The 26,107-nt window shown below is 45.6% G+C and carries 26 protein-coding genes and 1 tRNA gene; 12 read left to right on the plus strand and 15 right to left on the minus strand.

Features of this window, described 5'->3' with window-relative positions; translation table 11 throughout:
- Positions 1–62 precede the first annotated feature (62 nt).
- From J4227_02765 to J4227_02775, 3 genes are all read right to left on the minus strand, one after another.
- Positions 63–1,016 (minus strand): VWA domain-containing protein, encoded by a 954-nt coding sequence (locus J4227_02765; protein ID MBS3109427.1) that lies wholly within the window; start codon positions 1,014–1,016, stop codon positions 63–65.
- A 1-nt stretch (position 1,017) separates the two neighbouring features.
- Positions 1,018–1,932, minus strand: a complete 915-nt coding sequence (locus J4227_02770) for a DUF58 domain-containing protein (GenBank protein MBS3109428.1) — start codon at positions 1,930–1,932, stop codon at positions 1,018–1,020.
- A gap of 80 nt (positions 1,933–2,012) precedes the next feature.
- On the minus strand, positions 2,013–2,999 hold the full coding sequence (locus J4227_02775) for a MoxR family ATPase (GenBank protein MBS3109429.1): 987 nt from the start codon (positions 2,997–2,999) through the stop codon (positions 2,013–2,015).
- 221 nt (positions 3,000–3,220) lie between these two features.
- Here J4227_02775 and J4227_02780 point away from each other — a divergent pair, with 221 nt between their 5' ends.
- Positions 3,221–4,069 (plus strand): stage II sporulation protein M, encoded by an 849-nt coding sequence (locus J4227_02780; protein MBS3109430.1) that lies wholly within the window; start codon positions 3,221–3,223, stop codon positions 4,067–4,069.
- Between the two features lie 46 nt (positions 4,070–4,115).
- Here the strand turns inward: J4227_02780 and J4227_02785 are convergent, their stop codons facing one another.
- The 4 genes from J4227_02785 to J4227_02800 form a co-directional block, all read right to left on the minus strand.
- Positions 4,116–4,838, minus strand: a complete 723-nt coding sequence (locus J4227_02785) for a hypothetical protein (GenBank protein ID MBS3109431.1) — start codon at positions 4,836–4,838, stop codon at positions 4,116–4,118.
- Positions 4,839–4,884: 46 nt separating this feature from the next.
- Positions 4,885–6,906, minus strand: a complete 2,022-nt coding sequence (locus J4227_02790; protein ID MBS3109432.1) for a minichromosome maintenance protein MCM — start codon at positions 6,904–6,906, stop codon at positions 4,885–4,887.
- Between the two features lie 51 nt (positions 6,907–6,957).
- Entirely contained in the window at positions 6,958–7,497 is a 540-nt protein-coding gene (locus J4227_02795) for a TATA-box-binding protein (protein MBS3109433.1), read from the minus strand.
- A 434-nt stretch (positions 7,498–7,931) separates the two neighbouring features.
- Entirely contained in the window at positions 7,932–8,219 is a 288-nt protein-coding gene (locus J4227_02800; GenBank protein MBS3109434.1) for a hypothetical protein, read from the minus strand.
- 404 nt (positions 8,220–8,623) lie between these two features.
- Here J4227_02800 and J4227_02805 point away from each other — a divergent pair, with 404 nt between their 5' ends.
- The 4 genes from J4227_02805 (at position 8,624) to J4227_02820 (ending at position 11,090) form a co-directional block, all read left to right on the plus strand.
- Positions 8,624–8,818 carry a MoaD/ThiS family protein gene (locus J4227_02805; GenBank protein MBS3109435.1) on the plus strand — a complete coding sequence of 65 codons (195 nt, stop codon included), beginning with the start codon at positions 8,624–8,626 and terminating at the stop codon, positions 8,816–8,818.
- Positions 8,819–8,826: 8 nt separating this feature from the next.
- On the plus strand, positions 8,827–9,822 hold the full coding sequence (locus J4227_02810) for a TIGR00269 family protein (protein MBS3109436.1): 996 nt from the start codon (positions 8,827–8,829) through the stop codon (positions 9,820–9,822).
- Between the two features lie 53 nt (positions 9,823–9,875).
- On the plus strand, positions 9,876–10,571 hold the full coding sequence (locus J4227_02815) for a hypothetical protein (protein ID MBS3109437.1): 696 nt from the start codon (positions 9,876–9,878) through the stop codon (positions 10,569–10,571).
- A gap of 153 nt (positions 10,572–10,724) precedes the next feature.
- Positions 10,725–11,090, plus strand: coding sequence for a hypothetical protein (locus J4227_02820; protein MBS3109438.1), 366 nt, complete (start codon positions 10,725–10,727; stop codon positions 11,088–11,090).
- 56 nt (positions 11,091–11,146) lie between these two features.
- On the opposite strand, the gene J4227_02825 is transcribed toward J4227_02820, so the two are convergent.
- The 3 genes from J4227_02825 to J4227_02835 all read right to left on the minus strand — a co-directional run bounded on the left by J4227_02825 (position 11,147) and on the right by J4227_02835 (position 12,546).
- The gene (locus J4227_02825) at positions 11,147–11,617 is read right to left on the minus strand and encodes a hypothetical protein (protein ID MBS3109439.1); all 471 of its coding nucleotides are present in this window, start codon (positions 11,615–11,617) and stop codon (positions 11,147–11,149) included.
- Positions 11,607–12,404 carry an amidohydrolase family protein gene (locus tag J4227_02830; GenBank protein MBS3109440.1) on the minus strand — a complete coding sequence of 266 codons (798 nt, stop codon included), beginning with the start codon at positions 12,402–12,404 and terminating at the stop codon, positions 11,607–11,609. The genes J4227_02825 and J4227_02830 overlap by 11 nt, the downstream gene beginning before the upstream one ends.
- A gap of 57 nt (positions 12,405–12,461) precedes the next feature.
- A tRNA-Gly gene (locus J4227_02835) sits at positions 12,462–12,546 on the minus strand.
- 160 nt (positions 12,547–12,706) lie between these two features.
- Between J4227_02835 and J4227_02840 the strand changes: the two genes are divergently transcribed.
- The 6 genes from J4227_02840 (at position 12,707) to sufC (ending at position 19,670) form a co-directional block, all read left to right on the plus strand.
- Positions 12,707–14,188, plus strand: a complete 1,482-nt coding sequence (locus J4227_02840; protein MBS3109441.1) for a leucyl aminopeptidase — start codon at positions 12,707–12,709, stop codon at positions 14,186–14,188.
- 208 nt (positions 14,189–14,396) lie between these two features.
- A complete protein-coding gene (sufB, locus tag J4227_02845) occupies positions 14,397–15,806 on the plus strand; it encodes a Fe-S cluster assembly protein SufB (GenBank protein ID MBS3109442.1) in 1,410 nt (469 codons plus the stop codon).
- Between the two features lie 49 nt (positions 15,807–15,855).
- Positions 15,856–17,154, plus strand: coding sequence for a Fe-S cluster assembly protein SufD (sufD, locus tag J4227_02850; protein MBS3109443.1), 1,299 nt, complete (start codon positions 15,856–15,858; stop codon positions 17,152–17,154).
- A gap of 4 nt (positions 17,155–17,158) precedes the next feature.
- Complete coding sequence (locus tag J4227_02855) at positions 17,159–18,388, plus strand: SufS family cysteine desulfurase (GenBank protein MBS3109444.1); 1,230 nt, start codon at positions 17,159–17,161, stop codon at positions 18,386–18,388.
- A gap of 2 nt (positions 18,389–18,390) precedes the next feature.
- Positions 18,391–18,846 (plus strand): SUF system NifU family Fe-S cluster assembly protein, encoded by a 456-nt coding sequence (locus J4227_02860; protein MBS3109445.1) that lies wholly within the window; start codon positions 18,391–18,393, stop codon positions 18,844–18,846.
- Between the two features lie 65 nt (positions 18,847–18,911).
- Entirely contained in the window at positions 18,912–19,670 is a 759-nt protein-coding gene (sufC, locus tag J4227_02865; protein MBS3109446.1) for a Fe-S cluster assembly ATPase SufC, read from the plus strand.
- 52 nt (positions 19,671–19,722) lie between these two features.
- Here the strand turns inward: sufC and J4227_02870 are convergent, their stop codons facing one another.
- The 4 genes from J4227_02870 to J4227_02885 form a co-directional block, all read right to left on the minus strand.
- Positions 19,723–20,181, minus strand: a complete 459-nt coding sequence (locus tag J4227_02870; protein ID MBS3109447.1) for a hypothetical protein — start codon at positions 20,179–20,181, stop codon at positions 19,723–19,725.
- A 20-nt stretch (positions 20,182–20,201) separates the two neighbouring features.
- Positions 20,202–20,555 carry a DUF4346 domain-containing protein gene (locus tag J4227_02875; protein ID MBS3109448.1) on the minus strand — a complete coding sequence of 118 codons (354 nt, stop codon included), beginning with the start codon at positions 20,553–20,555 and terminating at the stop codon, positions 20,202–20,204.
- 93 nt (positions 20,556–20,648) lie between these two features.
- On the minus strand, positions 20,649–23,006 hold the full coding sequence (locus J4227_02880) for a DNA polymerase II (protein MBS3109449.1): 2,358 nt from the start codon (positions 23,004–23,006) through the stop codon (positions 20,649–20,651).
- A 393-nt stretch (positions 23,007–23,399) separates the two neighbouring features.
- A complete protein-coding gene (locus tag J4227_02885; protein MBS3109450.1) occupies positions 23,400–24,023 on the minus strand; it encodes a hypothetical protein in 624 nt (207 codons plus the stop codon).
- A 246-nt stretch (positions 24,024–24,269) separates the two neighbouring features.
- On the opposite strand from J4227_02885, the gene J4227_02890 reads away from it, so the two are divergent.
- Positions 24,270–25,541: a citrate transporter gene (locus J4227_02890; GenBank protein MBS3109451.1), complete on the plus strand. Its 1,272-nt coding sequence runs from the start codon at positions 24,270–24,272 to the stop codon at positions 25,539–25,541.
- A 54-nt stretch (positions 25,542–25,595) separates the two neighbouring features.
- Here J4227_02890 and folA read toward each other — a convergent pair whose 3' ends face one another.
- Positions 25,596–26,078 carry a type 3 dihydrofolate reductase gene (gene folA / locus J4227_02895; GenBank protein ID MBS3109452.1) on the minus strand — a complete coding sequence of 161 codons (483 nt, stop codon included), beginning with the start codon at positions 26,076–26,078 and terminating at the stop codon, positions 25,596–25,598.
- Between the last annotated feature and the right edge of the window lie 29 nt (positions 26,079–26,107).

Here is a 26,107-nt window from a genome sequence, read left to right on the forward strand (position 1 = left end):
TTACTTACATTGTAAGTAACAAATATCATAACTAAGAAAATTAAACCAGAAATCGGATTTCACTAGGGCAATGTCCTGTATCTTGTGTTAATCAGGCCCCAAGAAAGGAATATCATTGCCAATCCTATGAGAAGAAGGGGCAGCTGCAATTTCATGTTGATTTTTTGCTGGCCCGTTGTCACAATTGTATTGAACGCCTGCTTCAGCGACTCAGGGTCTGAAGCAATAAAAAAACTGCCGCCGGTTGTCTGGGCAATGTACTTGAGCGTGTCCTCATCTAATGTGGAGACTATGTCCTGCCTGATAAAAGTCCCGCCTGACTCTGTTGCCATTCCGATTGTATGGATGACTATGCCGTGGCTTTGGGCATAGTCAATGCCTTCTATCACTGGAGTGCCCACTGTATCCCTCCCATCTGTCAAAAGCACAATGCTTCGGCTCATGTCTTCACTGACAAGAATATTCCCGGAAGTTACCAACGCACCGCCAATATCAGTCCCGCCAACGCTTTTTACAGTTATCTTGTCTATGACCGGCTTAAGGTCATCCAGATTGTCGGTAATCTGGCTGTCCACGAATGCAATTCCTGAAAATGAAACCAGGCCAACCCTTGTGCTGGAAGGCAGGGCGTCAAGAAAAATGACAGCCGCGCCTTTGGCTGCCTCAAGCCTGTTTGGCTCAAAGTCATTCGCAAGCATGCTGCTGGAGGCATCTATTGCAAGCACAAAACTCTGCTCGCTGCTTTTTCCCAAAAAAGTGTAAACAGGGTCAGCAGCTGACATAATCAGAGTGGTGATTATCAAAATCTGCACGAGCAAAAGCCAAATGTTTTTTGAAATGAGGGTGCTGTTTCGTATATTTTCCTGGTCACCGCTCACCCTCTTTATCGCTTCAAAATTCGCAAAAACCCATGACCTGGCGCGCAAAAACCTCAGCGAAAAAAGGTGGATCAGGATCAACAGCGGAATGCTGAGAAGCAGCCAAAGGTATTTTGGGTTAAGGAAAATCAATTCCATTTCATTTCCCCCTGAACAAGACCTTTCTCAGCTTTTCAACAAAAGGCTCGTCAGTATGAAGAACAATGAATGTGCTTTGCGTCATGTGGAACATGTATCTTATATGCTCGAGCTGCTCTTCGTTGTATTTTTTGTACTTCTCTGCAATCCTGTTGGGGTCCATGAGAATCTGGTCTTTGCTGAAGGGGTCGGAAATGACTATCTGCCCTATATGGTGGCCTGGCGGAAAAGCATCGTCCAAGGGGTCCCTGACCATTATCCCTACAATCTCATAGCGCGCAGATGAAAAAGTCTTGAATATCTCCTCCCATCCTTTTTTCAGGCCAAGAAAATCGCTTATAATTATGACCAATGCAGGCCTTTTTTGGTAGTTCATAAGCTGGGAAATCGCCCGCCCAAAATCACAGGGCCCTTCATAATAGATGGGGTTGGTAAGCTCCCTGACAATTTTCATGAATTGCCTCTTGCCAGCTGCTGGCGGAATAATGTTGCTCAGCCTGTCAGTGAACATCATCAGCCCGATGTTGTCGCCTGAATCTGCAAGGGCGTAGCTTAAGGTGGCAACCAGCTCTGCAGCGTATTCATTCTTAAGCTTGTCATGGGAGGCATACGACATGCTTGAGCTTACGTCAAGGAAAAATAGTATGTCCTTGTTCTGCTCCTCAGAATAAATCCTGATGAGGGTTTTTTTCGCCCGAAAGCTGGCAATCCAGTCTATTCTTCCTGCATCCTCACCAGGGACAAAATCACGGAATTTTTCAAATTCCACGCCTTTAGAGCCGAAGATGGCCCTTCTTGAGCCGACCTGCCTTTTTCCTGAACCGGTCTGCTTTTCCTGGGAGCCTGCTATATCCTTCTTTGCCATGATGAACGCCTTTCTCATCAATGGCTTCAGGTCCAGCCTAATTTCTTTCATATCAAAGCCCCTTTATTATCCTGATAAAAAACATGCATTCATAATGACAAGCTTTTCCTTTCCTGAAGATTGCATGGCAACTATGGGATTGGCACTTTTTCGAGCATTTCCTTTATTACCATCTCAGATGTGACGCCTTCTGTCTGGCCTTCATAGTTTATTGATATCCTGTGCCTGAGAGTATCCAAGGCTACCTTCTTTACATAGTAGGGGGTTACAAAATTCTTGCCAGCCATCAGGGCTTCTGCCTTGGCACCAATGAACAATCCAAGGGTTGCCCTGGGCGATGCGCCCCATTCAATGTATTTTCCCAGCTTCATATCATACTTGATTGAGTTTCTTGTGGCATCCACTATTGAGACAATGTACCTCTCAACTTTATCATGCAGGAAAATATTCTTTGCCGCCTCCTGGATGTCAAGAATCTTGTTTTGGTCCATGATGGGCTTGAGGCCAAAGGATTCAAACTTGTTGATGGTCATGTTCCGCCTCAAAATTTCCTGCTCTTCGCGGATATTGGGGTAGCCAACATTGACCTTGAACATGAACCTGTCAACCTGCGCTTCAGGCAACGGGAATGTTCCAAGATTCTCAATTGGGTTTTGGGTTGCCATGACAAAAAAAGGGGCCGGCAATTCGAATGTCTCCCTGCCAATTGTGACCTGCCTTTCCTGCATTCCCTCAAGCAAGGAGGACTGCACTTTTGGCGGGGCTCTGTTGATTTCGTCTGCCAGCACAAAATTGGAAAATATCGGGCCTTTCAGCACGTAAAAACCCCTGTCCTTTTCATAAGTATTAATCCCCACAATATCAGATGGAAGGAGGTCTGGCGTGAACTGGATTCTCTTGAAGTCGCATCCCATCACAGTTGCAAGCGCCCTGACAAGCAGTGTTTTTCCGATTCCAGGCACGCCCTCAACAAGAATGTGGCTGCTTGCAATAACCCCCCTGAGCATGGCATTCACAGTTTCGTCCTGGCCAACCATGACTTTTGCTATTTCCTGCCTTACTGCCTGCAGCATTTCGCCATATTCCTTTATTTTTTCTTCAGCGGTATCTTTAGCCATAATGCAAGCATTCCATTACATATTATATATATTTGTTGCCTTACTCTGGAATGGTAACGATCAGGGGGCATATCCTGTATAACCTGAGGCTTCTCCAGGCCCTGCTAATTCGGGCAATACTTATCCCAAGAATGCCCGCAAAACTGATGGCAAAACGTAAACTTTTCTACTAAGCCTCCTGCCCCAAAAAATATTTATACTGACTCGATAAAGAGACAGGTATGGTTTTGGAGTCGCTGATTAACCCGTTTGCAGCGGAAAGCAGGCCGCAAAAGATGATTCTCTACGGCGCGCTCTACAGCTCAATAGCAGTTTTTCTGAGCCTCTGGATTTTCGAAGGCCAGGCAAGCCTTGTCATGGTATTTTTGACGACAATGGCATGCATACCTCTTATTTACAATACCATAAAAATGGAGGAACAGAAGGACGAAGAAATAGCAGAAGAGAAAAGCCTGCTGAAGGAGCATGCAAAGGCGCTTGAATTTTTCCTTTTTCTCTTTCTTGGCATGGTCATGGCAATGGCTTTCTGGTACATTGTCCTTGATGCTTCAATTGTTGAACAATTATTTTCAGTCCAGTCATCAACAATCAACAGAATAAACTCGCCAGTCACCGGCAATGCAGTCCAGAATGCGCTTTTTGTCCAAATTTTGCTCAACAACCTGCAAGTCATGATGTTTTCTCTGCTATTTGCTTTCTTATACGGGGTAGGGGCAATCTTTATCCTGACCTGGAATGCTTCAGTGATTGCAACCGCTGTTGGGAATTTTATAAGGACAGGCATTGCAGAGGCAGCAACAATGCTCGGCCTGGCCAAGAGTGCGGCATATTTCAAGGTTTTTTCGCTTGGCCTGCTGAAATACGCCATCCATGGAATCCCTGAGATATTTGCCTATTTTGCAGCTGGGCTGGCAGGCGGGATCATTTCAGTTGCCATGCTAAAGCATGGGCTTGACATGGACAAATTCAAGCGAATAATCATTGACACGCTTGATATAATCCTGATTGCGCTTGGCACGGTTCTCCTCGCGGCATGGCTCGAAGTTTACATAACCCCCCTTGTTTTCTAGAGAATTCAATTGCTTTCAGGCAGTGAAAGCAGGAGACTGAGATGGCTTATTGCAGAACCTTGTATTTGCCAGTTCTCGCCTCAAAAATCTCTCCCTGCTCCATCAATGTCCTCAATACTTTATCGAAAAGCCCTGCATCAATCCCAGACTTCTCCTTAACATCATCTATGTCTGCCCCTTTGCCACTGTCCATTTTCTTTATGAGCTCATATATTTTCTGGGCAGGGCTCACAGCATCCGGCTCTTCAGGTTGCCCAACAGCCCCATCAGTTTGCATTTCCCCGATATTTTTTGCTTCTTCTGCCACAGCCAAATTTTCACCTTTTTCTTTGCCTGGATGCGATTGCAGGCCTTCAGTGCCTGTTTCTTCCAAATCCTGCTTGAGAAGCTCCAGTTTTCTGACATCAAACCAGCGCATGTCCTGCAGAACCCTTATCGTTTCAGGGAGAATATATATCTCATCATTATACTGCCTTACCTTGCCAATGACATTCACTATCTGGCCAATGCTTAGCCCCTCAGGCATAGCAGGCTCGCCAAAAAACCTAAGGTTGATCATCCCGGTGCCATCATCAATACCTGCAATGCCCCTTTCAGGAGCAACCGATACAACTGTCCCCAAGAGATTCAGCCTGGAAACCCTTTTTTCATTTTCTGTCAGGACATAATTTGGCTCCCATCCTTCCATCTTGATGAATTTGCCCCTAAGAAGGTCAACAACCCTGATTTTATGCGACACCAGACGGTTTACCGGAGTTTCAGAAACCATTTTATTCTCCTTGCCTGCGCTCTTCTCCCCCTTCCAGACCTAAGCGCTACATCCTGCTGATATGTCCGCGCCTTGGCTCAAAAATATCGCCGCTGCGCTTCAGCTTTTCAATTGTCTCTTCGACCTTGTCTTCCTTGATTCCTGCTGCCTGGGCTTCCTTTACAATCTCCTCAATTGGGATAACTTTTCCAAACCTCCCCTCAAGCTCTGTGATGATTTCCTTAATGTTGGATATCTTGACCCTTTCTGTTGCCGGGACGCCGGTTGTTATCCTGTCTATGTCTATTTTTCCTGTCTCAGGGTCAACGCCAATCTCGGCCAGGCAGTAATGCAGCAGTTCAACTGCTTTTTTAGCGTCAGCAATCTCAACAACATTTGAGAGCCTGATTCGGGCTGCTGCCTCGGCAAGCCTTACGAGGGCTTCAAGCTGCCTTGCAGAAATCGGGATGCTTCTTGAGCCTGATTCCTCTGTATAGCCCTTGCTTCTCATGCTCAGGTAATATTCCTTGATTTCCTCGAGGGCATCATCAGTCAGTGCAGGATGGATGTTCCTTCGCGCATAGGCAATGTATTTTTTCAGAAGCCTTGACGGCACTTCAGGCTCGTCCATTTCAGGATTCTTATGCAAGGTGAGTATATGGTCAGCAACCCTCTGGTCCTTGTCACGGTCAGGCAAGTCTTTTATTGGAAAGATAAGGTCAAACCTGTTGATAAGCGTAGGTGGCAGGTCAATCTGGTTTGCCAGGACTTCATAAGGGTCAAACCTGCCAAATTTTGGGTTGGCTGCTGCAAGCACAGTTGTCCTGGCTATCAATGTTGCCTGGATATTTGCCTTGCTGATGCTTATTGTCTGCTGCTCCAATGCTTCGTGCATTGCAGCCCTGTCATCTGTGCCCATCTTGTCCATCTCATCAATGCAGCAGATTCCATTCGAGGCAAGAACCAGCGCGCCAGCCTCAAGGGCCCAGCCTTTCAGGAATTCGTCCCGGACAACAGCTGCTGTCAATCCAGCGCCGCTCACACCTTTTCCGCTGACATACCTTCCTTTAGGGGCTATCATATTGACCCTTTTCAGGAGCTGTGACTTACCGCTTCCCGGGTCACCGACAAGCAAGACATGCATGTCTCCCCTTGTGACCATGCCATCGCTTCTTTTTTTCTGAACGCCGCCCGCAAGCTGCAGAAGCAATGCCTCCTTGACTTTTTCGTGGCCGTAAATTGACGGCGCCATTGACCGCACAAGCCTTTGGTAAAGCATTGGGTCTGCTCCCAGCTCCAATATCTCCCTTTCCTCGGCCGGTGAAATCTCAATGTCAAAATAATCCTCTTCAACCCCCACAATATTGTTTGCATCCACAAAAAGGTCAAACCGTGTAGACTGGCCGCCTGTCTTGAGAATAATCGGCACTTCCTTTACCATGCCAACAACCCTAACCTTGCTTCCGGGGTTTGTTTTTTTCTCAGTTATCGGGCTGACAAGGTCTTCCTGGAGAAAAACATTGATTCTCTTTGGCTGCTCGCCTCCTTCCAGGTTTTCAGGGGCTTCCTCAAGCACAATGCCCTGCGCATCAACCAGTTCCTTGCTGAGCAGGCGGAATTTTCCCTTTCTCCCGCATCCGCATTTTGTCGGCTCCTTGAATTTGGAGTCAAGCTGGAGGACTGAAATAACATTGCCGCAGCTAGGGCATTCGAATTTTGCGCTTGTGACCTGCGGCCTCACATCAGATTTTTGCCTTACAACACCCTCCATGAAAAGAAGCTTGCCGATGTGGTTGCTCCTGATGTTCCTTATCATTATTGTCTGGTTTTTTGGCAGGTTGTCAATCCTGACCTTGAAATTTTTTTTCTCGCCAGGCAAGTCAAAGCTCTGGATTGCAATTTCAGCAGCCCTGACAACTTCTTCAGGCTGCTCCAGCATTATGTCCGCAAGATCCGGGTCAAACAACGAGAGAACCTTGAAATCAATATGGATAAAATATTTGCCCGCCTGGGCGTTGCTGACAAGCTTGTCAAAATATTCTTTCTCCACAAACTCTTTTAGCCTGTTCACCTGTTCAGTTGCATCCACGATAGCTACACCTATGCCTTTGATTATTTTCGGTTATGGCGAAAATCTTGCTCACACAACTTTTTTTAGATTTTCAATCAGCTTGTCAAGAGCCTTGTGCACTTCTGCCTCACTCTTGGTTCCGGTGCACACCACTTTGCCATTACTGAAAAGCAGGAATGTGGCTTTGGCCTGTGGCAGCTTGTAAACAAGCCCCGGGAACTGCTCAGGCTCATATTCTGTGTTGTCCAGTTTCATGGCCAGTGTATTGAGGTTAAGGTCCATCCCAACTGTGCCTGAGGCAACTATGTTCTGGATCTTGATTTCAGGCTTGATTGTGATCTTGACATTTATTTTTTCCAGGCTTTTGATAATTTTCTTAATGCTTTCTTCCACTTTGTCCATGCTCCTGGCTCCTGTGCATACAATCTTGCCAGAGCTGAAAATCAATGCAGAAGTCTTTGGCTCCTTAATCCTTATAACAAGCCCAGGGAATTGTTCCGGATTGTATTCTGTATTGCTGAGGGTGGCAGCCATTTTTTCCAATGGGATGTCATGTTTCAGAGAAGTGCTTACCACGATGTTAACCACTTGAATTTCCTTTTTTCCCATAATAACACCTCGAATATTTTCGTTCTGGCCTAACTGCCATTTGCATGTTTTTTATAGGGGTTGGCCGTCATTAAGCCACCTGCGCTAAAATGAATGCTCCCCCTCCAATCAATACATAACCCCTTATTGAATCAACGCTGCAAAAGCAATCAGCTGCAGCCGGCCAAATTTTTTTGGGCTTTTGGCCATTTTCGCCAGCCGCCGTCCTTTAAATACCATTTATAAACCTATAAAAAGCTTGGCATTTATAAAGACTTTTGTTGGGCGATATATAAATCAGAGAAGATATGCCTCCATTGCTTCCTGTGGAATTCACGACGGCAAGGCTAAATAAGAGTGCATGCAATCTATAAACTGTTTGCCTAAACCATAGCAATATTGGGCAATTTCATAAGAAAAAAAGAAAAAAATGGAGCCCAAGCCCCTGCTGAATCCTAATTAAGCATCATGCTTTTGCCCAATAAGAGCTCATCATCATATCCCTCAATTTCAAGCTCCTCGGACAGTGTGTCAAATCCAATCCCGGCGTTGAGGATAGCTGAATTAAGGATCCTATTGCCACAAATCTTGCATATTCCTTCGTGGAGCAAATAGCCAAAAGAGTCGCTTATGACTCTGGCTATTTCCGGGCCGGCGCCGTCATTCATCCAATTGCCAATCTCCTTTTCAAGGCAATACTGGCAAACTGCTTCCTCACTGGGTATGTGCTTTTCCTGTGGCATTTCAACCGCCTCCGTTTTTTTATAGCCCAATGCCTGGTCCAAGCATCCTGGAGTAGAATTATATGGTCGAAGACGCCCCGCAGATGCCTGAACCCGGTTTTTTGGGCTTTAGCGTCTTTTAGGGCAATTAATTGTTGTTCGCTTAATGGCAGAGCCCAAGCTATTATATGAATTATGCCAGAACATTGGCATTTGGGAATTTTTCCCGGTTGTGAACTCAGGGCCTGACATTTTCATAATTCTCTTTACAATCGTTACTTATATTTAAATATTTGTGATATGCCGATTCCAAGCGGAATATTTAGCCGATTAACCAAAGCTTTAATTAAACTTAAAATCCACCCATCTCCTATAAGCACCGTGCATGAGATAAACCGGGCAAAGCACATCATGGGCAAGGAAAAATGAAAATCTTTTTGGAAAGGCAGAACCAGAAAATAAGCAGGAAATTCAATGGCAAGGCACTTGACCTTATCAAGCAGCTTCGCCTGAACCCTGAAGAAATACTGATTGTAAAAAACAGCAGCCTCGTTACTGAGGATGAGCCCTTGTCTGATTCTGATGAGGTCAAAATATTGTCTGTAATCTCCGGCGGTTAGATAGCAAGATGAAATGCACAACATGCAATGAAAGGGCAGTTTTCTCCAACCCAAAATTATGCAAAAATCATTTTACTTCTTACTTTGAAGGCAAGGTGAAGGACGCAATAAGGCGTTTTAGGCTGTTTTCGCGGAAAGACAGGGTAGCTGTTGCAGCATCAGGCGGAAAGGACTCCACTGTGCTCCTGCACCTGCTCAGGAAATTGGGCTACAATGTTGAGGCACTGGCAATCGACGAGGGAATTAAGGGATATCGCGACAAGACCCTTGAAATCCTGAGAAAATTCTGCAATGGGCATGAAACAGGGAAAATCAGGCTCAGGATTTACTCATACAAAAAGGAATTTGGCGCAGAGCTGGACAAAATGCTCACACGCATGAACTATATCCCGTGCTCAATCTGCGGCACTTTCAGGAGGTACCTGCTCAACAAAATGTCAAGAGGATATGACAAGCTGGCAACAGGCCATAACCTGGATGATGAAGCCCAATCAATAATGATGAATTACCTCAAGAACAATCTCAGCATAACTGCCAGGCTTGGGCCGTCATCAGGGATTGCCAGGGACAAAAAATTTGTAAACAGGGTAAAGCCCCTGTATTTCTGCTCTGAAAAAGAGGTCATGGCATATTCATTTTTGCACGGGCTCCAATCTGATTATTCTGAATGCCCGCACGCGCCTGAATCCTTCAGGGCAAAAGTCAGGGACGCGCTTAATGAATACGAGCGGGCCAGGCCAGGAACAAAAAAAATGATTGTGGAAAGGTTTGTCGAGCAATTGCCCATGCTGAAGCAGCATTTCAGGAAAATAGAGAAGAAAAGAGGCCTGGCCGAGTGCGAAAACTGTGGGGAGCCAAGCCATTCCAGGATATGCAAAGCCTGCCAGTATTCAGAGGAATATTCTGAAAGCGTAAAAGCGCGCGGAAAATCCCCCCGAAATCACCATGGCAATAATGACAAAGGCTTAAATAGCACAAAAGCTCAGTTTTTGCAGGTTAAATAAAATGCCGAAACAGAAAGAATGGTGCAGAAATAAATGATGGAATGGCGATAAAAATGATTGACATTGTTTTTCCCAATGGAAATGAAAATGACTTTATCAAAATGGCCAGCAGGCTGGGCTATACAGCAATTTGTTTTGCTTACACCGGTGAAAAAATAAAGGCCCCGGGGAATACTGCTGAATATAATGCATTAGGCAAACAGCTCAATGTTGAGATCTTTTTTGCTGCAATTGCAGGAAAATCCGGAAATTACCCTTTTTCTGAAAACATAAGCCTGAATATTGCAATTGCAGAGCCTTTTCAGGACCTCAGGCCTTATTTTGAGGTAAAGCGGACAGACATTATGCTTGGCCTGGAACAGAACCAGCCGAGGGATTCCTCGCATTCACGCAATTCCGGGCTCAACCAGGTCTTGGCATCGCTGTCAAAATCAAATGAAATCTCCATTGGCTTTTCCTTTGCGCAAATCCTGGATTCCAAGGGGATGCTTAAGTCGCAAATTCTTGGGAGAATCAGGCAAAACATACGCCTGGCCAGGAAATTCCGGCTGGATACAACTATGGCCAGTTTTGCAGCAAATCCGCTCGGAATGCGGAATCCACATGACATGGCAAGCCTTTTTGCTGTGCTTGGCATGACGCATGCAGAAGCGGCAAAATCACTCGAGCATGCGCATAGGCAGGCCTTGGCAAATGCCGAACAGAAAAGGCCAGGCTACCTTGGCAAGGGCATGAAACATGGTCCCTGAAAACCCAATCAAAGAAAAATATATATAATCAGAAATATTTACACCTGGAGAGTAATACGGCCAGTATGCAAATGGCATCGCAGTACAATTCACCGGATGCCAAAGGGCAGATAACTGAAGGCACTGGCACGGCCAAACAACGGAGATGAAATAATGCTTGAAAAACAGATTATGGTTTCGTGCAGAAAGTGTGGAGCTAAGACGCCATCAACCCTTTTGAAAATGGACCTGGATGAAAAAATGATGGTGTGCCCCAACTGCCTTAAGGCCAAAAAGACTTTAGCCCATGACAAAAAAACAGACCCTGACATTGTCGCAGCACATACTCCTGCAACAGAAAGCTCAAGATTGGGATCCGCAAGGATTGGAGGGCCAAGGATTTCAAGCATTGAAAGGAGAGGCGAGACGCCAAAGGTCATTAATATCTGCAGCGCCTGCCATTATAAGTACAATTTTAATCCTGAAACGCAAACACCAAGAAACTGCCCGTACTGCGGCAAATCCCCGTCAGCATTTTGAAGCAGGACCACTAATTTTCCATATTTATTTTTAGAATTATCTCCATGCCCACCCTATCATGTGTATAGCATTCTCAAAACACACACATTCTGGGCTATGTGAATTCTGGTCCGCAGCCTTTCCTTGTCAGGCATTGCCGCAGGATCCTTCATCTGGTCCATGGCATAATCAATCAAGCTCCTTATTTTGGCTGCATATTTTTCCTCGGCCGGCATTTTTTCCCTCAGCTCCGTATTAAGCGCCAGCTCCAGATAGTATTTGGCTTTCTCAATGTTGCCCCTTTCAAAATAACTGTCAGCATACAGAAGGCTGGAATAAATCCTGAGATAATAGAGCATTTTCTTGTTCCGGCTCCTGATAAATGGGTCAAGGTTTTCCACAATATGCCTGACAGCCCGGCTGTCGCCTGCAACAAATTCAAGGTTGCCAAACAAGTCTGAAAATCTTTCAAACGGATTGCCTATGCTGGCGCCTTTCAAAATCTTTTCAGCATATTCCTCAATCACATTTTTTGGCTTATCTGCCATCCAAGCACCTTTGCAGATTATTCTTGAATATATTGGCCAGTGCATCACTGTCAATATCTGCTGCTTCTGCTATGTCCTTCAGGAGCTGGACTCCTGCCTCCATGTCACCATATGGCACATCTGAGCCGAAAATAATCCTATCCGCTTCGACCCTGTCAATGAGGTCGATTAAATCATAGGCCTTGACAACAGATGTTTCAAAATACACATGGCGGTTGTCCACAGAGCGCACAGCGTCTATTACATTGTCAAGGTCAGCGATCCCGGCATGGCCGAAAATGAGCCTTAAACTGCCAAATTCTGACAAAAGCTTTCTGACATCCAGGCCAATTTTTCCCATGCCAAGGCCGGTATGCATTAGGATTGGAATCTTATTTTCAGATGCCCAGCCGAAAACCTCCTTTGCCTTTGGATCAAGAATCTTGAACTTCTGCGCCCTCGGGTGGAGCTTTATCCCCTTGAAACCCTGGGACTTTCTAAGCACGGCCTCATTTTTCCACGCTGGAAAATTCGGGTTTATCCTGAAAAAAGGGATAATCCTGTCAGGGTATTTCATAAATGCCTTGTATATCCTGTCATTGGGCGCATGAAAATCCTCACCCGCAGCGACTTCATCAAATGGAAAGGCAACACATTTTTGCAGCTTGCTTATTTTCATGAGCTGGAGCAGCTTCTCTGCCTCAAGGCTTAAGCCATCCCTGTCAGTGCCTATGTGGGTGTGGCAGTCCCAAACCTCAAAATCGCGGGGCGCTTCAGTTTTCAGAAAAGGCATCTTTAATTTAAGCATTTTTTAACAATGATTGGGCAATCTATATGAATTTTGCGGCACCTGCCATCCTATGAATGCGGCTGCCGGGATTCGAACCCGGGTACCAACCTATCTTCTGCTCAAATGGGAGGGTTGTATCCTACCGCTAGATTACAGCCGCAGAATGTGAGATAACACCCTGGCGTAAGCCAATTGACACACCCAAGAAAACCCAATAAAATAAAAAGCTTCACATGGATGCAGCCTATTTACAACCATGCCATACGAATTCTGTGCCATTAATGATAAAGATTTTAAATCAGGCGCGATTTTAACCAGCAATGCGAGTCAAAGTAACTTCCAACAAGCATTGGGTTTCCACAAAGGACACGGTATTTCTCGGGCTGTTTGAAGGAGAGACAAAACTTGCCCTGCAGGGCCTGCCTGATGAAGACAGGGAATTTTTGCATGACAGCATGAGATCACTAAGCTTTACAGGCAAGGCTGACCAGGTATTGAGCTTAAGGCTGCCAACCAAAATAAACGCAATTGCAGTGGGCCTGGGCCCACAGGAGGGATTTTCCCTTGCACAGCTTAGAAACGCAATTGCATCAGCCATTAAAGCAGCAAACAAAGCAGGAGTAAAGGAAATCGCGTTTTCCCTGGCAATTTCTGAGCTTTTCAACAAATCCGATGCTGCAAAATCAATAGCCGAGGCAGCCATTATGTCCGGCTACAAGTTTGAAAATTTCAAGGCAGAGAAGTCACAGCAAACAGTTGAAAATATAGTCCTGAGCGATGCCAATGATGAGGAAAAAAAGGCCATTGAGGCTGCAGCAGATGCGGGCCAGCTTTTTGGGGAATTGAATATCAAGGCAAGGGATTTGGTTAATACCCCTCCTTCAATTGCAACCCCTATCTATATGGCAGACCAGGCCAAGGCAATAGCCAAGGACTGTGGCCTGGCACTAAAGGCATATGGCCTGAAGGAAATCCAGGGAATGGGCATGAATGGCATACTTGCAGTCAATTCCGGGGCACATGCCGAGCCCAGGCTTGTGGTTATGGAATACAAGGCAAATTCAGACAGGACAATTGCACTTGTCGGCAAAGGAGTCTGCTTTGATTCAGGCGGCCTGGACATTAAGCCTGCTTCTGCAATGGATACGATGAAGATGGACAAGGCAGGCGCAATTGCCGTTATGGTGGCAATGGAAGCTGTTGCAAAGCTGAAGCCAAGCATCAATGTGGTGGGCATAATGCCGTTTGTCCAGAACCTTGTAAGCGACTCATCGTACAAGCCAGGGGATATCATCAGGACAATGTCAGGCAAGACCATAGAAGTCCTTAACACAGATGCTGAAGGAAGGGTCATACTTTCAGATGCGCTGCATTTTGCTGTTGAAAAATACTCGCCAGAGGCGGTCATTGACCTGGCCACCCTGACAGGAGCCGTAATAATCGCGCTTGGAAATAATGTGGCAGCCCTGATTGGCAATGACCGCGGCCTTGTTTCAAAGCTGATAGTAGCCGGTTCAAAAACCTATGAGCGCCTGTGGGAATTACCGATGTTTGAAGATTATGCCGAGCTGATGAAAAGCGACCATGCAGATGTAAAGAATGTCATATCAAATACCCCCGGAAATCCAGCAGGCACCATAACTGGCGCAGTTTTTCTTTCGCATTTTGTCGGCGAAGCCAAGTGGGCGCACCTTGATATTGCAGGCACAGCCTGGGCAAATGAGGAAAAAGGGTATAACAGCAAAGGCGCTACGGGATTTGGCGTCAGGCTGCTGGCGCAATTTCTCATGGATTATGAATAATTGCACAATTAAGAAGGTACAAATTCCCAGACATTATTCTTCACATCTGCTTTTATGCTTATAGGCAAACTTTATAAATAATTAACAATAGTTAATTAATGCTTATTGCTTTTTCCTTTTGCTATGACAATTAACCCCGTTAATGACTTAACATTATAAAGCGCAAAATCAATCCAGAATATGGCCCTTTGGCTAAATTACCAATACCATGGATCCCGACAATATCATCCAGGCAACAATCTCCAAGGAAGACTTGGACACGCCCAATGAAGAACGGTACAAGTTCAAGGCATCGCTTGGCCTAACCAGGGAAATAGTGGAAACCATATCCAGGATGAAGAATGAGCCAGACTGGATGCTCCAGAAAAGGCTTCATTCCTTTGATGTTTTCATGCAAAAGGACATCCCAAAATGGGGGGTTGACCTGTCGCCTTTGGACCTTAAGCAGATTATCTACTACATGCGGCCCGACGCCGAAAGAACGCAAAAATGGGAAAACCTTCCTGAGGATATCAAGAAAACATTTGAAAGGCTCGGCATCCCTGCTGCTGAAAGAACGGTTCTCGGGGGTGCGGGTGCGCAATACGAGTCTGATGTTGTCTATCACAGCCTGAAAAAGGAATGGGAGGACAAGGGTGTAATTTTTGAGGATTGTGATGTTGCTGTCAAAAAATATCCGGAGATTGCGAAAAAATACTTCATGACAAAATGCGTCCCTGCAGAAAACCACAAGTTTGCGGCGCTTCACGGCGCTGTTTGGAGCGGTGGCACATTCATTTACGTTCCTGAAGGAGTCAAGGTAACGATGCCACTGCAGGCATACTTCAGGATGAATGCCAAAAACATGGGGCAGTTTGAGCACACCTTGATCATTGTTGAAAAAAATGCAGAAGTGCAGTATATTGAAGGATGCTCTGCACCACAATACAGCGTTAATTCTTTGCATGCCGGGTGCGTTGAGATATTTGTCGGCGAGGGGGCAAGGGTAAGATACAGCTCAGTTGAAAACTGGAGCAGAAACACCTGGAACCTGAACACCAAGAGGGCGATTGTGGAAAAAAACGCAACCATGGAATGGATTGGCGGGAATATGGGGAGCGGGGTCACAATGCTTTATCCCTGCAGCATGCTGGTCGGCAAAAATGCACGGGCTGACCACATAAGCATAGCTTATGCAGGGAAAGGCCAAAACCAGGACACTGGAGCCAAGGTTTTCCACATGGCGCCTAACACAACATCCATAATCAAGTCAAAAAGCATCAGCAACGAAGGGGGCATTGCATCGTACCGCGGCATGCTGAAAATCATCAAAGGCGCTGTGAACTCAAAAAGCATGGTCAATTGCGATGCGCTAATAATGGATGACATAAGCAAATCCAACACTTTCCCGTTCATGGATGTAAAGGAGAATGCTGTAGATATTGGCCATGAAGCTACTGTTGGCAAAATCAGCGATGACCAATTGTTTTATCTCATGAGCAGGGGGCTGTCAACAGAACAGGCAACTCAAATGATTGTATCTGGATTTATCGAGCCCATTGTCAAGGAACTGCCCCTTGAATATGCGGTGGAATTAAACAGGCTTATACAACTGCAGATGGAGGGGTCTGTTGGCTAAGGCAGCTGTGCGATGCACGTCCTGCCTTTAATTGATTAGACTGAAGGAAATGGCAATAAGGCACCAAAACACAGAACAAGATTTTGCCCAACATGGCAAAACAGGAAAAATACAGCAATGGCTTGAGGCCATGAGAAAAAAGGCTGAAGAAGCTTTCTTCGACCAAAAGATGCCCGACAAAATCCATAGCATGAACCTTGACATGGTCAATGGCATGATTGGCGACGGGAAACAGGCAAAAAATGAAAGGGATTCTTCGAACGCGCAAAGGATGCCGCAGGGAGTGAAAATAATTTCCGAAAAAAGCCCTGATGCCCTTGCCAGGCAGGGCATAATCATCACGAGCCTTGCAGAGTACCTTGAAAAAAATCCAGGAATGGCCCAAGGCAGGCTATACTCGCAGAGCTTCACGGAAAATAAATTTGCAGCCATGAATTCAGCTTTCTGGAACAGGGGGATTGCAGTGCACCTGCAAAAAAATGCAAGGTCAGATGACCCAATTCATATTTCATATGAACTTACTGAAAAGCTAAATTTTGACAGGGCATTGATTGTGGCAGAGCCAGGCAGCAAAGCCATAATCATGGAATCAGTCCATGCCTCTCCCAATTCTGCTGTTGGCAATGATGAAAAAATATTGAGAAGCCACGCAATTGAGGTTTTTGCAGAAGACAGCTCTGAGATTTTCTATGGGAAGATACAAAACATGCCTGACAATGTATATGACATCAGCATAAAGAAGGGAAAGATTTCCAGCAATGCAAAAATTGACTGGATGGACTGCACTTTCGGCGGCAGGACAACAGTGTCAGAATGCTTCACAGACTTGGCAGGGCAAGGCGCCAAAACCAACAACTGGGGTTTATTCTATGGGAACAAGTCCCAAAAATTCGGCATTTTCCTGAGAAACCAGCATTCTGCACAGGATACAGTCAGTGACATGCTGACCAAGGGAATTTTGGATGACAAGGCGAATTCAATCTATGAAGGCACTGTGAAAATACGGGAGGGTGCAAGGGGCTCAAACGGCTATCAAAAGCAGGATGTTTTAATCCTCAGCCCAAAGGCAGCTGCAGATGCAAAGCCAAACCTTGAAATTGACAATAATGATGTGAGATGCACGCACGGAGTCACGATTGGGCAGCTCGACAAGGAAAAAATGTTTTACCTCATGAGCCGAGGGCTGAATGGGCAACAGGCAAAAAGAAAAATGGTGGAAGGCTTTCTTGAAGCAATGCTTTCCAGGCTGACTGTGCAACGGCTAAAAGACCAAACCTCGCAAATAATCGCTGAAATAATGGAGAACATGCCAACTGACAATACCAAACCAAATGGCGGTGCTGCCTGAAATGCTGGACGTCACAAAAATCAGGAAGGATTTTCCGATTCTGGGCAGGAAAATCAATGGGAAGAGCCTGGTTTATCTTGACAACGCAGCAACCTCCCAAAAACCGGTTTCTGTAATCAGCGCCATCAAGAATTATTATGAAAAAAGCAATTCCAATATCCACCGGTCTATCCATACCCTGAGCCAGGAAGCAACAGAGTCTTATGAGGGCGCAAGGAAAAAGACTGCAAAACATGTGAACTGGGAGGAAGAGGCCACAATATTCACAAGAAACACAACAGAAAGCCTCAACCTGGTAATGCGTGCATGGGGCATGAAGAATATACGAAAAGGCGATGAAATTGTGCTCACAGAAATGGAGCATCACAGCAACCTTGTGCCATGGCAGTTCCTTGCCAAATCCAGGGGAGCGCAGCTGAAATTCCTGTCAGTAGACGCCAAAACCGGAAAAATAAAGACTGACGAATTCCACAATAAAATCACAGGAAAAACCAAGCTTGTAAGCGTCTGCCACATGTCCAATGTGCTCGGAACCATAAACCCTGTCGATGAAATTGCCAATATTGCGCATGAGAATGGGGCGATTTTTGTGCTTGATGCAGCACAGTCGGTTCCGCATTTCCCATTCAACGGAAAGCAGCATGACTTTGATTTTGTCGCATTTTCAGGCCACAAAATGCTGGGCCCCATGGGAATTGGCGTCCTGCTTGGAAAAAAAGATATCCTGGAAGAAATGGACCCTTTCCTTTTTGGAGGGGACATGATTGCGAGGGTGGAGCTTGAAAAAACAGAGTATGACACGATTCCGGGAAAGTTAGAGGCAGGGACACCAAATGTCGCAGGCGCTGCAGGACTTGGGGCAGCAGTTGATTATTTAAACAAGATTGGCATGGGCAATGTGAAGTCCCATTGCGACAGCCTGACAAAATATGCCCTTGAAAAATTAAGCGAAATCAATCAATTGACACTGTATGGCCCAAAAGACACGAAAATGCGCGGCAGTGTTATTTCCTTCAGCCTGGGGGATGTCCATCCACATGACCTCTCGACTTTGCTCGACCGGGATGGGGTTGCAGTGCGGGGCGGCCATCATTGCGCAATGCCGCTCACAAAAGTTCTGGGCGTGACTGCCACGACCCGGGCAAGCCTTTACCTCTACAATACCAAGGAAGAGATTGACCAATTGGCATTGTCACTGAAAAAAGCATCAGAGGTTTTCAAGCTGGATAGATAAAAATGACACAGAAGCCAAGCCATGACACAGGAAAAGGGCAGGGTGTGAATTTCCAGGACCCCCTTTACAGGGAAAACATACTTGACCATTACAGGCATCCAAGAAATTTTGGCAGGATTGAAAACCCAACTGTCACATTTCACGGTGATAATCCAATTTGCGGGGATGAAATTGATATAGCCCTGCAACTGGACAAAAATAAAATTACCGATGCCAAATTCATTGGCAGGGGCTGCGCAATCAGCCAGGCTTCAGCTTCCATGCTGATGGAGACCCTGCCTGGCAAGACGATGGAGCAGGCTTCGGGAATTTCAAAGGACAATATAATGGAAATGCTGGGCGTTGATGTGAATGCAACACGGCTCAAATGCGCCATATTGCCGCTCAAAGTGCTGGAAGGCGCCCTTTTCCTGCACAAAAAAGAGAATGAGCATAAGCTGAAAAAAAGGAATGGCTGATTTGGGATGGGCAATCCAAGATAATATTGAAATTAAGCATTGCGGATAAATTAAAGGTGATTGAATTGAAAGAGCTTGAAATACAGAATTTGCATGTCGAAGTTGAAGGCAAGGAAATACTCAAGGGAATAAACCTCACGGTCAATAAAGGCGAAGTTGCGGCATTGATGGGCCCCAATGGCTCGGGCAAAAGCACGCTGGCTTATACCCTGATTGGCCATCCTAAATACAAAATCACAGAAGGAAAAATATTTTTCAAGGGAGATGACATCACATCCCTGCCTGTTGACGAAAGGGCAAAAAAGGGCCTATTTCTCAGCTTCCAGTACCCGCAGGAAATCCCCGGGGTGACAATGGGCAACTTTTTGCGCACAGCATGGATGTCGCTCAAAGGTGAGAAGATTTCTGTCATGGATTTCATGAAAAAAATGAAGGAAAAAATGTCAATGCTGAAAATGGACCCTTCCTTCTCCACCAGGTACCTCAATGAGGGCTTTTCAGGAGGCGAGAAAAAGAGGGCCGAAATATTGCAGATGGCAGTGCTTGAGCCGGAAATGGCAATACTTGATGAAACAGACTCAGGCCTCGACATCGATGCGCTGAAAATCGTGTCAGAAGGGGTAAACAGCCTAAAGGGCCACAACCTTGGCGTGCTTATCATCACGCATTACCAGAGAATACTCAATTACATCAGGCCTGACAGGGTGCACATACTTGTCAATGGGAAGATTGCCAAGAGCGGCGGGGCAGACCTTGCCCATCATCTGGAAGAGTTTGGCTATGACTGGTTGCATGAGGAGGATGCCACAGGCCAGCCAAAATAATTTTTTGCATTTCAAATTTTCCGCCAGCCACACACTTGGCATGCCATAAAGATCAGACCCTGATTGGGATTTCTTCCTTGCTTATCCTGTCCACCGTCTCAAACATGCTCCTCAATCCCATCTCAAGGCTGTCTTCATCGCAAATCTTAGAATGCGTATATGGGTAAATTATCCATTTTTTGTCTGTCTGTGAAAATGGGTTGGCAAAGTACACGCAAAAATTCCTGTGCTTCACCAATTCCTTCCAGTTGTCCAGGAGGGCCTTGAAAGCCTCAGGAGTATTGAAAGTTACAACAGCCAGATGCATATCCTCATCAGCTGCAAAATATTTCAGGGCATCATAGAATGACTGCAAGACCGGCCGGATAAGCACAACCTGTTCCCTGTCCCTGTATTTTACCAGGAGCTCAGAGCCCTTTTCCTCAATTGCATTGAGGTTTTTGGCAATCAGGTTTTTGTTCTTAATGAACTCCCTTGCCCAGTCCATGAGAAACTGCGTTGCCTTTTCCATAGCCAACCCTTTTTTTGCCGCTACTTCCTTTTGCCCTTGATTTTATTTTCCTTGTTAACCAGCTCATCATCCTGCACATACTTCAGGCCGAGCTGCATGGCAACATAGGCCTTCTCAAGCTCCTTCCCAAGATAGGCGGCGTGGTCCAGCCTGGAGACCATGCCAAGCTTTGCCATTGTGAAATATATTTCCTGCGGGGTCTTGCCTGTCACCATTGCCTTTATGCCGTGCTTTCCCTTTTTTGGCAGCCCGGGGCAGTAGCCTACTTCCATCCTCTCGAGCCTCTGGTTTATCCTTATCAGAAAATAGCCCTTTGGGTCCATTTTCCAGTCCTTGTACTTGTCATAGCTTCCCTTGATAATGCGCATCTTCATGCCCCAGCAGAATTTGCATCAATATATAAAATTTACCAGCGTTAGATGGGAATCTATTTTTCTTCCCCGCTCCAGCCGAAACAAAGCATGAATTTATCCAAAATCAGCAAGCGAGGACTGCTTATGGCCTTTAATGACCTCGTCAAAGCTCTTGTCGAAGAAAACAAGCACTGAATCTGCGAGGGGCTTCACCTGCTTTTCTATGTAATGCTGGTAATCAATCCTGCTTTTCCTCATTTCAACAGGCTCGGGGCCGTTTTCTGTCATGTAATACTCAATAAGCCCTGATTTTTTCCTGCCCATCATTCTTGCAGCCTTTATATGCGGAGGCGTTGTTTTGGTGTATTCATCAACAGATTTCCTGATGGCTTTTTTGTAGATGAGCAGGCCATCATATTCCCCTTTTTTCAGCTTATCAACAAAATCATTTACAAACTCGTCGATTCTTTCGCCCTTGAAAATAAGCTCGAGCATTTCAAGCTGGAATTTCTTTGCGAGGCCGGTCCAGTCCCTTCTCACAAATTCCAGGCCAACGAACTCCATCTTGTCCTGCCCCTTCACCTCAACAATGCCCGCATACCTTTTTTTGGCGCCCTCTTCGCTTCCTCTCACTTTTGGCATGAGGAATTTCTTGTAGACTTTCTCGAATTCCAGCTCAAGGACACTGTCCCTCCCGTAATTGTCCCTGATATACTTCCTGAAAAACTCATTCATGCCGTCCTGCAATTCATGCCCTATCCTAACTGCGTCCTTGTATTCCAATACTGTCTCAGGCTTCACAAAAATTGAGTCGGTGTCGCCATAAATCACCATGAAACCCCTGTCAGCTATTTTTTCAGCGCAGAGCTTGATGAAGAACTGCCCAAAATGGGTAATCGCATTGGCAATCTCCAGGTTGTAAAACCTGCATGTCGGGTTTGCCAGGACGCCGAACAGGGAGTTCATCAGTATCTTGATTGCATTTGATTCCAGCTTGTTGTTTTCCTTCTTTGCCCGGTCCCTCTGCTCCCAGAGCTGCTGGATAAGCCTCGGGAGGATGCCATCCCTGTTCCTGAAATGAGCGCCATTGGGCGCCTCAATCAGCTCATCCTTCTTGAAAGAATGAATCCTGTCCCTTTTCACAAAATCCAGCGGGTCAATATTCATTGTGCGCATGATGCTCGGATACAGGCTCTTGAAGTCAAGGACAATTATGTTCTCATAAATGCCAGGGACTGATTTTCTCACAAAGCCCCCCTTGATCCTTTCGTCAGACTCATTCGCAGCGCTTGAAGGCGCAACATAGCCGTTTTTCTGCAGCTCTTTGAGGTAAAGGGAATCAAGCGAGGCGACGCTTGCATTTACCCTGTCCAGCTGCATCCTTGTCAGCATGCTTCTACGGATTGTGAGCTCAACCAGCTTCTGCTTTTCCAGGATCTCATAAACAAGCTCGGAGTCATGAAGGTTATAATTTATCAGGTGCTGGGGGTCTTTTTCGAATGCCTTTTCTATTTCCTCCTTCCAGCTTTCACCCTGCTGGATTATCTTTTCCTTGCCAAGGAGGCTTTTTGCAACTGTATTGAGCTTATAGTCCTCCATTTTCACGAACGACATCTTCATGAGGTGTATGCCGTCAAGCACGGCCCTGCCAACAACATCTGCCTTGGAGTCCAAGAAGAACGAGTCCGTCATCCTGAGCTTGCTGGCTTCATTGCCCCTGCCAAGCGCAAAGGGGATTTTGTAGCGCTCCATCCTTTCCTTGATAACCTTCAAATCAAAATCTATAAGGTTCCAGCCTGTTATAATATCCGGGTCAAGCTTATCGACCAACTCCTTGAACCGCAAAAGCATCTCCTCTTCATTGTTGAAGCTTTCTGCATGCTGGAAATCACCGGGCTTTGCAATAAGGACTTTCTTGTAATCCTCTGCATAAATTGAAATGCTGAATATCCTTGTAGCCTCGCCGTCGGTTTCAATGTCCATGGAAAGAATCCTGAGATTTGGCTGGTAAACAGTCGGAGAAATCCCAGGCTCATAATAGACCCTGTCCACTTTTTCCCCTGCTTCACGGCCTGCCTGGTGCTTGCCTTCAATTTTTATGCAGCCCTTGATGTCCTGGTCGATCAGGTACCTATATGTGAACCTGATATCAGCTTCATAGCATCCAATGCCATTTTCCACAAGGACCTGCTTGGCGCCTGGCACATCCCTCGGATTCCATAGCACAACCTTGGACACTTCATTCTCATCAAAATCCCTTAGGCCCGTATCCTCATAATCTGCCTTGACAACAGCTTCTGCCTTTTTCCTGTCTGCTTTTTTGATGAAGAAATATGGCCTGGTGTGCTTAATCACAAGAAAGCTTTCCCCACTTTCCAGGCGGCCATAAAGGTAGATAAACGCCTTTTCGAGATTGTCAACAACCCTGATTCTATATGTCGGGTACACGATAAATCCATTAATGCTGTCCATACGCCTAAAAAATGGAGGGAATTATATAAATCTTAAGTAAGAATGGGCGCTGTCCAGAATCTCGCCTTCGGCTCGAGTTTTGGCATCTGTTCGCCTTCAACTCTAGGAAAAAATTGCATTTTTCTCTCTGGAACTTGACATGTCAGAAATCGACTTCGCACGCTCCGAGCTTTAGCTCGGTGAAAGAATATCGATTTCTGAGCATGATGGAAATCTTCGATTTCCAGCATCCTTGATGCTCAAGAACTGCTCACTTTTTAGGCAGTATCCAAACACGCTGCCTGCTTTAGCAGGCAGTTCTTGACAAGCCTCACAAAATTGATGCCAAAACCAAGTCTCTGGACAGCGCTGTAAGAATGAAACCCAAACAAACAGGAAAGAAATAAGAAAAAATTACGCAAAAGCGTATTTCTTGTCAACTTCCACTGCACCTGATGTCCATTTTTCATCCAATTTAGCCAATATTGTGTTGAACAATATGTAAGTGAATGCCATGCCAAGTGCAAACAGCCCCCTTTCGTAGGCGATAACAGGGATAAGGCCTATCCACTGGCTTGCAGTCATCGGCACTGTCCAAATCCAGAGTGCGCCACCAACTGCATGCTGGGTGAATGTGGCGCCAAGGCTTTTCAGCATAAGCATGTCCCCGTACTTTTTCGGAAGTATATATGGCAGCATCGGTATTGTCCAATACAGCGTGAAAAACCAGACAGTTCTGCCAACAGGATGCAGCAGGAACATTACAATGGCCATCGCCGGTATAAATATGCCAAGCCTCTTTTTATTTCGGGAACCGAAATAAAATGTTGCGAATAAAACGGGGATGAGTCTCAACATGTTGAGCAATGTCCATTGGCTTCCCTGCAGCAAATGGTTGGAAACCTCTGCCAGCAGAACTGCTGTAATTCCGAGAAAAGGACCAAGGAATATGCCTGCAACAGGCGCAAAAAACTGAAAGAGCGTAAAAAACTGGTTCTCAGCGCCCACAAGGGCTGAAAAATTGATTCTTTGTGCCACAAGCGCCAAAACGAAAAAGATGCCAAAAAAAGCGATTTTTTTAGTGGTCAAATTTTTTTTCAAGAATTTTTTTAGATGCAATGTCTCACCCTTTTTCTGACAAAAGTCCAGTCATTTAAAAAGCTTTTGAATGGCCCGATTTTTTGGCGCCTTCATCCATGTCAATTGGCTTGCATTGCATTCAAAGCCATACCAAAACTATTTAAACTGGGAAAAAATGAATTTGGCAAGAGAGGTTTTGCGATAATGGATTTCTTAAAGTTCGCCACACTGCTAATTTTCTTAGTGGCATACATACTTATGGTTGGCTATTACAACAAAAAAGCAAGAATTATCTGGGCTGCTGTCATGGCCCTGCTTTTGCTGACTGTCATTTCACCCATGGAAGCACTTTTTGCCATCAATGGGAACGTGCTCGGCATCTATATCGGGATGCTGTTCATAAGCGAGGTTTTCATTTTCTCAAAAGTGCCTGATTTCCTTGCTGTTAAGCTTGTCAACAAGGCAAGCCGAATGTCAACGGTGCTTATCCTGGTCGCTGTGCTTTCAGGATTACTGTCGATTGCGATTGAAAATGTGGCGGTTGTGCTGATCGTTGCGCCGATTGCATTGGCCCTTTCCAAAAAGCTTGAGATATCCCCTGTTCCACTGCTGACGGCAGTTGCAATTTCCTCAAACCTGCAGGGCGTGGCAACCCTAATTGGCGACCCGCCAAGCATGCTGCTTGCGGGATTCGCGAAAATGACTTTCAATGATTTCTTCTTTTTTGATGGGAAGCCTTCCCTGTTTTTTGCTGTGCAAATCGGGGCGGCTGCGTCACTTTTTGTCCTCTATTATTTTTTTAGGCGCCATTCAAAGCCCCATCAACAATTCGAGGAGGCACGGCCAAGGAGCTTTTTTCCATTGTTCCTGCTTTTATTTTTAGTGTTGGCCCTGGCATTTTCATCATTCCTGGACCCTGAATTTCGCTATATGGCCGGGTTAATCTCGATGGTTTTTGCGCTTGCTGCAGTTATTTGGTACTCTTTCCAAAACAAGCCTGATGTGCAGCCTATGCTCAAAAGGGTTGATTGGGAAACAGGCGCGTTCCTTGCCGGCGTATTTATTGTGGTTGACAGCCTTATCAAAGTGGGGGTCGTGCAGGACATGGCCCGGCTTATTTCAGGGTTTACAGGAACGAGTGTTTTTTTTACATATATAGTGATTGTTGTCGCTTCCCTGGTTTTTTCAGCCTTTGTGGACAATGTCCCCTACATCGCAACCATGCTTCCTGTTGTCTACCAAGTTTCTGAGATAATGCATGTCAGCCCCTACCTCTTTTATTTTGGGCTCCTGATAGGCGCAAGTGTGGGCGGCAATATAACACCCATAGGCGCATCAGCGAATATTGTCGCAATGGGCATTGCCAAGAAAGAAGGGCATAATCCCCGATTCTGGGAATTTGTCAAAATGGGGCTGCCTTTCACAATTGTCTCAGCAACAGCATCATCTGTCTTTGTCTACCTATGGTTTGCCTAGAAAATCTTGCAGCAATTTAGACTTTACACATGTGTCAGACCTTAGGCATTAATCTCAAGCCTTTTCCAAATTGACAAAAGAATATTTCAGCCCATCTTCATCATTGACCTGGCTTTCTTCGCTGACAATTACCCAATCATCACTGTTGTATTCAGGAAAAAATGCATCGCCTTCAAAATCTGCATCAATAAGCGTAAGATACATCCTCTTGGCCAGGGGCAGGAACATTGTAAAAACCTGTTCTCCTCCTATTATCATGGCTTCACTTGCGTTCCTGCACAATTGAATGGCTTCTTCAATTGAAGTGGCAGTCTGGCAGCCTTCCTGCCTGTAGCTTTTGTCCCTTGTAAGGATTATATTTATCCTGTTGGGCAAGGGCTTTCCAATGCTTTCGAATGTTTTTCTGCCCATGATGACTGGCTTGCCGGATGTTATACCCCTGAACCTTTTCAGGTCAGCAGAAAGCTTCCACGGCAGGGAATTATTTGTTCCAATCACCCTGTTTTTCCCGATTGCGGCTATTATTGAAATTATCATTTTAGCCTGTCTTATATTATCTTGCGCTA

The organism is Candidatus Woesearchaeota archaeon, assembly GCA_018303405.1.
Lineage (GTDB): Archaea > Nanobdellota > Nanobdellia > Woesearchaeales > JABMPP01 > JAGVYD01.

Bases quoted from the DNA above. Each gene is read 5' to 3' on its own strand.
- J4227_02765 (MBS3109427.1), bottom strand. From the start codon at position 1,016: ATGGAATTGATTTTCCTTAACCCAAAATACCTTTGGCTGCTTCTCAGC.
- J4227_02770 (MBS3109428.1), bottom strand. From the start codon at position 1,932: ATGAAAGAAATTAGGCTGGACCTGAAGCCATTGATGAGAAAGGCGTTC.
- J4227_02775 (MBS3109429.1), bottom strand. From the start codon at position 2,999: ATGGCTAAAGATACCGCTGAAGAAAAAATAAAGGAATATGGCGAAATG.
- J4227_02780 (MBS3109430.1), top strand. From the start codon at position 3,221: ATGGTTTTGGAGTCGCTGATTAACCCGTTTGCAGCGGAAAGCAGGCCG.
- J4227_02785 (MBS3109431.1), bottom strand. From the start codon at position 4,838: ATGGTTTCTGAAACTCCGGTAAACCGTCTGGTGTCGCATAAAATCAGG.
- J4227_02795 (MBS3109433.1), bottom strand. From the start codon at position 7,497: ATGGGAAAAAAGGAAATTCAAGTGGTTAACATCGTGGTAAGCACTTCT.
- J4227_02800 (MBS3109434.1), bottom strand. From the start codon at position 8,219: ATGCCACAGGAAAAGCACATACCCAGTGAGGAAGCAGTTTGCCAGTAT.
- J4227_02805 (MBS3109435.1), top strand. From the start codon at position 8,624: ATGAAAATCTTTTTGGAAAGGCAGAACCAGAAAATAAGCAGGAAATTC.
- J4227_02810 (MBS3109436.1), top strand. From the start codon at position 8,827: ATGAAATGCACAACATGCAATGAAAGGGCAGTTTTCTCCAACCCAAAA.
- J4227_02815 (MBS3109437.1), top strand. From the start codon at position 9,876: ATGATTGACATTGTTTTTCCCAATGGAAATGAAAATGACTTTATCAAA.
- J4227_02820 (MBS3109438.1), top strand. From the start codon at position 10,725: ATGCTTGAAAAACAGATTATGGTTTCGTGCAGAAAGTGTGGAGCTAAG.
- J4227_02825 (MBS3109439.1), bottom strand. From the start codon at position 11,617: ATGGCAGATAAGCCAAAAAATGTGATTGAGGAATATGCTGAAAAGATT.
- J4227_02830 (MBS3109440.1), bottom strand. From the start codon at position 12,404: ATGCTTAAATTAAAGATGCCTTTTCTGAAAACTGAAGCGCCCCGCGAT.
- J4227_02840 (MBS3109441.1), top strand. From the start codon at position 12,707: ATGCGAGTCAAAGTAACTTCCAACAAGCATTGGGTTTCCACAAAGGAC.
- sufB (MBS3109442.1), top strand. From the start codon at position 14,397: ATGGATCCCGACAATATCATCCAGGCAACAATCTCCAAGGAAGACTTG.
- sufD (MBS3109443.1), top strand. From the start codon at position 15,856: ATGGCAATAAGGCACCAAAACACAGAACAAGATTTTGCCCAACATGGC.
- J4227_02860 (MBS3109445.1), top strand. From the start codon at position 18,391: ATGACACAGAAGCCAAGCCATGACACAGGAAAAGGGCAGGGTGTGAAT.
- J4227_02870 (MBS3109447.1), bottom strand. From the start codon at position 20,181: ATGGAAAAGGCAACGCAGTTTCTCATGGACTGGGCAAGGGAGTTCATT.
- J4227_02875 (MBS3109448.1), bottom strand. From the start codon at position 20,555: ATGAAGATGCGCATTATCAAGGGAAGCTATGACAAGTACAAGGACTGG.
- J4227_02880 (MBS3109449.1), bottom strand. From the start codon at position 23,006: ATGGACAGCATTAATGGATTTATCGTGTACCCGACATATAGAATCAGG.
- J4227_02890 (MBS3109451.1), top strand. From the start codon at position 24,270: ATGGATTTCTTAAAGTTCGCCACACTGCTAATTTTCTTAGTGGCATAC.
- folA (MBS3109452.1), bottom strand. From the start codon at position 26,078: ATGATAATTTCAATAATAGCCGCAATCGGGAAAAACAGGGTGATTGGA.